The organism is Mesorhizobium sp. M2A.F.Ca.ET.039.01.1.1 (assembly GCF_003998035.1).
In the GTDB taxonomy this organism is placed as follows: Bacteria; Pseudomonadota; Alphaproteobacteria; order Rhizobiales; family Rhizobiaceae; genus Mesorhizobium.
On record NZ_RZRY01000601.1, the window covers coordinates 1 to 3,838 of the forward strand.

6 protein-coding genes and 1 pseudogene are annotated in these 3,838 nt (G+C 62.7%); 2 read left to right on the top strand and 5 right to left on the bottom strand.

All coding sequences use genetic code 11. The annotated features are described in order from the left end of the window. The 5 genes from EOA24_RS30160 to EOA24_RS30175 all read right to left on the bottom strand — a co-directional run. On the bottom strand, window positions 1-223 hold a 223-nt coding region (locus EOA24_RS30160), incomplete at its 3' end, for a hypothetical protein (protein WP_133374679.1). Then, window positions 223-408, bottom strand: a complete 186-nt coding sequence (locus tag EOA24_RS30165; protein ID WP_127410387.1) for a hypothetical protein — start codon at window positions 406-408, stop codon at window positions 223-225. The genes EOA24_RS30165 and EOA24_RS30160, both read right to left, overlap by 1 nt. A 62-nt stretch (window positions 409-470) precedes the next feature. Beyond that, complete coding sequence (locus EOA24_RS41915) at window positions 471-608, bottom strand: hypothetical protein (RefSeq protein ID WP_189354358.1); 138 nt, start codon at window positions 606-608, stop codon at window positions 471-473. A gap of 17 nt (window positions 609-625) precedes the next feature. After that, entirely contained in the window at window positions 626-1,159 is a 534-nt protein-coding gene (locus EOA24_RS30170; RefSeq protein WP_126082994.1) for a phage major tail tube protein, read from the bottom strand. A 129-nt stretch (window positions 1,160-1,288) separates the two neighbouring features. Next, a complete protein-coding gene (locus EOA24_RS30175; protein ID WP_127410388.1) occupies window positions 1,289-2,680 on the bottom strand; it encodes a phage tail protein in 1,392 nt (463 codons plus the stop codon). Window positions 2,681-2,940: 260 nt separating this feature from the next. On the opposite strand from EOA24_RS30175, the gene EOA24_RS43985 reads away from it, so the two are divergent. Together EOA24_RS43985 and EOA24_RS30185 are read left to right on the top strand one after the other, a co-directional pair. Further along, entirely contained in the window at window positions 2,941-3,441 is a 501-nt protein-coding gene (locus EOA24_RS43985) for a CatB-related O-acetyltransferase (protein WP_281059482.1), read from the top strand. Between the two features lie 54 nt (window positions 3,442-3,495). Next, window positions 3,496-3,838 (top strand): annotated as a pseudogene (locus EOA24_RS30185) (hypothetical protein); the annotation flags it as partial.

Sequence of the window (3,838 nt, forward strand, 5' to 3'; positions counted from 1 at the left end):
CCGCCGTCGTCCATTGCGCGAGCCGCTTCTGCCGCTCGGCCTCCTGCGCGTCCAGCAGCCGCTCTTCCGCGACCTGCGCGCGTGTCAACCGCATATTGTTTCGCGCGAGGTAGACGTCGCGTTCCGCGCGCTGGAGAGCGGTCAGATTTCGCTTGATCGTCTGGGCCCTGCCCGATGCCCGATCGAGCAGGCTCACGACCAGCTCTGCCGTCATCCTTGCCATCAGGCATCATCCTTCGGCGTGGCAAACACGAACTCCGGCACGACCTGGTGGAAGATCTCCATCAAGGCCTCGGCGTCATCCCAGGCGAGTTTCTTCAGCACGGCGGCGGGGAGATCGCAGAGCCGTGCGAGCAGCTCGCGGTTGCTGATCACGGCATTCGACCAGTCGTCGATATCCTGGAGCATGGCCGGCCGAATCCTAATCCGCGCGATCTTCCCGTCGCCGCGCGTGATCGCGCGCCGCAGCGTCAATAGCGGTAATCGACATCGGTCAGGTCGAGGGAGACTTCCCCCTCCTCGGCGGCGGCTTCCGGCGACGTTTCGGCGGCTGTGACGGGCCCCTCGTCGGCGCCCGTCATAAAGTCCTCGATCGCGTTCTTCCCCATCTTGGAACTGCTTGCCATCATTCAATGCCCAGCAGGACGCGTGCCTTGGTCAGTTCGTCGACGCCGAACTGCCGGCGCCTGCTCGTGAAGTAGTCCCAGTAGAACCATTCCTCGTTGTCGACCGAGAGCTCGTAGTGGGTGACCTCGCCGATCTGGTGATCGTGGCCGAAGGCCGAGGATCGGTCGAAGGCGTCCGGCGCGATGCGGCTGACGATGCCGCGGATGACCGTCTTCGCTTGGAAGGCGTCGCCGGTCTGCTTGTTCTTCAGCACGCCGTAGCCGGTGAAGTTGAGCGGCTGATTGGTGCCGACGCCCATGGCGCGATAGCTCGACTTGGCGAAGCCGGCGAACTTGAAGGTCGGCTGCAGCGCCTTGATCGCGTTCATGCCGAACTCCACCTCGCCCGGCGCGCCGCCGCCGAGATGCGAGACGGTCACCTGCTCCAGCGTCGGCAGCCCGAGCGACTGGAGCTTGATGTGGTTCGAATCTTCGGGGTCCTGGTCGCCGACGAAGAGGTTGACCTGTTCGAGCAGCAGAAGTTTCTCGGCCATGGGAGGCTTCCTTTTGCGAGGGTTTGGTGGTTCGGGCGAAGCCCGCAAGCCCGACCGGGCGTCGCGGCCTATGCCGCGCCCCGCCGGAGCCGCAGGCGGCAAAGCCGCCGGTGCGCGGCGTGAGGCAGATCAGGAGATCAGGTTCTGCCTGGCGATCAGTTCGTCGATCGTCGCCTGCAGGGCGGGCGCATAGGGCCGGCTGGTCATGGTCAGGCGGCGGAACACCGGCGCTTCCTCGAATTGCGCGTCGATATAGATGTGACCGGAGCGCAGATCCTGCGCGTTGTTGAGCTCCAGATCGAAGCGGCATTTGAAGCCAAGGATGTCGCCATTGGCTTCCGCCTTGGCGAGGATGTCGTGCACGGTGTTGACGACCGACTGGATGGTTTGGGTCGTCAGGTTGAACTTGCCGAGGAACTGGCGCAGCGTGCGCAGGCAGGTGAGCTCGATGAAGTCGCGGCCGCGCACCTTGTGATACTGCTGCCAGATCGTCTGGGCCGACAAATTGTCGGTGCCGATATAGACGAAGCCGCCCTCAGCGATGGCGAAGTCGTCGCCGCTGTCGCCGCGCACGATGATGCCCCCTTGAGCCGCGAGTATCTCCTGCCCTTCGGTCGAGCCGTCGGTGAGCGAGAAGCGGTAGTTCTGCTCGGGCCCGACGATGCCGTAGAGCGCCTGGTTCGCCCAGGAGCGGAACGGCCGGCCGTCATTCTCATAGTCGCGGCGCACGGCGACGCCGGCGATGCGCGGCGCGGCCGGCCGGGTGACGACATCGCCATCCTTGTCGATGCGCTTGACGCCGGGCGTGACCGGGATCAGGCGGTCCGACGACAGGGTCTCGCGCCATTGGGTGAAGGCGGAAAGGCCGTTCGGCCCGTCGACGATCGCCACGGCCAGGATCTTGTTCAGCACTTCGGGAAGCGCCGCGCAGACTGCATTGGCGAGTTCCTCGACCGTTGCGGTCGCGGTCGGCAGCACCTTGCCGGCATCGGCGCCGCCGCCGGTGAAGGCGACGGCCGGCGCCGCGGTCATGTTGGTCCCTTGCGTGGTGAGCGCAAGGCTGGTCAGCGCGCCAAACTGCTGGGTCGTGTAACCGGGCGTCATGATGAGGCGCGGGTAGACGCCGAGATCGGCGCCCGCATTGACGAAGGCGTTGATGCCGGTGCCGTTGACCGACGAGCCGACGATGTTGGCGATCGTCTCGGCGATATCATCGCCCTCGGCGACACGGTTGACGACGAGCTGGGCGGCAACCTGGTAAGGGCCGAGCTGCGCATTGATGCCTTCGACGGCGTCGATGAAGAGCGAATCAAGATCGCAAAGCGCCAGCTTCGTGCTGTCGTTGGAGTTCATGCGCACCGCGACGCCTTCGGGGAAAGCCGCGTCGAAAGCTTCCTGCGCGGCGGTGGCGGCCTTGGCGAAGGGCATGCAGATGCCGACGACGCTCATCAGCGCATTCGACGGCACCGCCGCCTCGTTGGCGTCGCGGCGGATCGTGATCCCGAAGACGGGGTCAGTCATGACAGTCTCTCCTGTGGTTGAGAAATGCGGGCATAAAATGAACCGCAGAGCGCGGGCAGCGACGCTGGAACGCTGTTTCGCTAGAGCGAAAAGGCCGTGACAAAGAATTCGTTATCTGTTGCTTGATCACGTGCCCCTAAGCTTTGAGCCAGGGGCTGTACCGACCTAACTGTGTGAGGTATCGACGCAGTATGGCGATGTTCCGAGAATTGCGAACTAAACTAGGCTTGCGAAAGCCGTACCCAGGCAGATACGTGACTGTGGGGCGCAAGACCTACGGCGTTGATGTCGCCAACGTTTTTCAAGCGACGGCCGAGGCGCCAGTTACGATTGGTAGCTATTGCTCTATCGCTGCCGGCGTATTGTTTATCGCTGCCGGCGAACATCCCATGTCGCTGGTGTCTACTTATCCTTTCGCAGGCGCCGACAGGGATCTCACCAAGGGGCCGATCACTGTCGGCAACGATGTGTGGATAGGCTCGCGCGCCATCGTGCTTTCCGGCGTCACCATCGGTCACGGAGCAATAGTTGGTGCTGGCTCGGTGGTCACGAAGGACGTGCCACCCTACGGAGTCGTTGCGGGCAACCCGGCGAGGTTGATCAGGCATCGGTTCGAGCCAGAAGTAATAGCCGATCTGCTTGCCATTCGGTGGTGGGACTGGAGCGACGACAAGATTGAAGCCGCCATGCCCGACTTCCACAATTCAGTCGCCGATTTCATCGCTAAGCACCAGAACGAGACTTTAACGCGGGTGACTTGAGAATCAGGCATGCCACGCTCTTTGGTGAAGTATTCTGCCCGTGAATGGCTGAGATTGCGGCCGGTCATCGATCGGAAGAATCACCTGCGCTACCAACTCCGCGAAGTGGCCGCCCTCACCAGGAACGCCCAACCTGTTCCGCTACCCCGCCTGCAAGGCCGAAAGGTGCTGATTACGATCAGCTTTAATGATCCTCAAGTGATCGACTGGCAAACCAAACTCATTGGGCGCTTTGTGCGTGACGCCATTCATGTCATTGCTGACAATTCATCGAACCTGTCAGCGCGCGACGAGATCCAAGAAATATGTCTTGCCGCTAACGTCGCGTTCGTCCCGGTACCGGGTAACCCGTGGTTGGGGAGCGAAAAGGAAGGTGGCAAATCACACGGCTACGCAT

Coding starts and splice junctions, on each gene's coding strand:
- EOA24_RS30170 (WP_126082994.1), bottom strand. CDS start 1,159: ATGGCCGAGAAACTTCTGCTGCTCGAACAGGTCAACCTCTTCGTCGGC.
- EOA24_RS30165 (WP_127410387.1), bottom strand. CDS start 408: ATGCTCCAGGATATCGACGACTGGTCGAATGCCGTGATCAGCAACCGC.
- EOA24_RS41915 (WP_189354358.1), bottom strand. CDS start 608: ATGGGGAAGAACGCGATCGAGGACTTTATGACGGGCGCCGACGAGGGG.
- EOA24_RS30175 (WP_127410388.1), bottom strand. CDS start 2,680: ATGACTGACCCCGTCTTCGGGATCACGATCCGCCGCGACGCCAACGAG.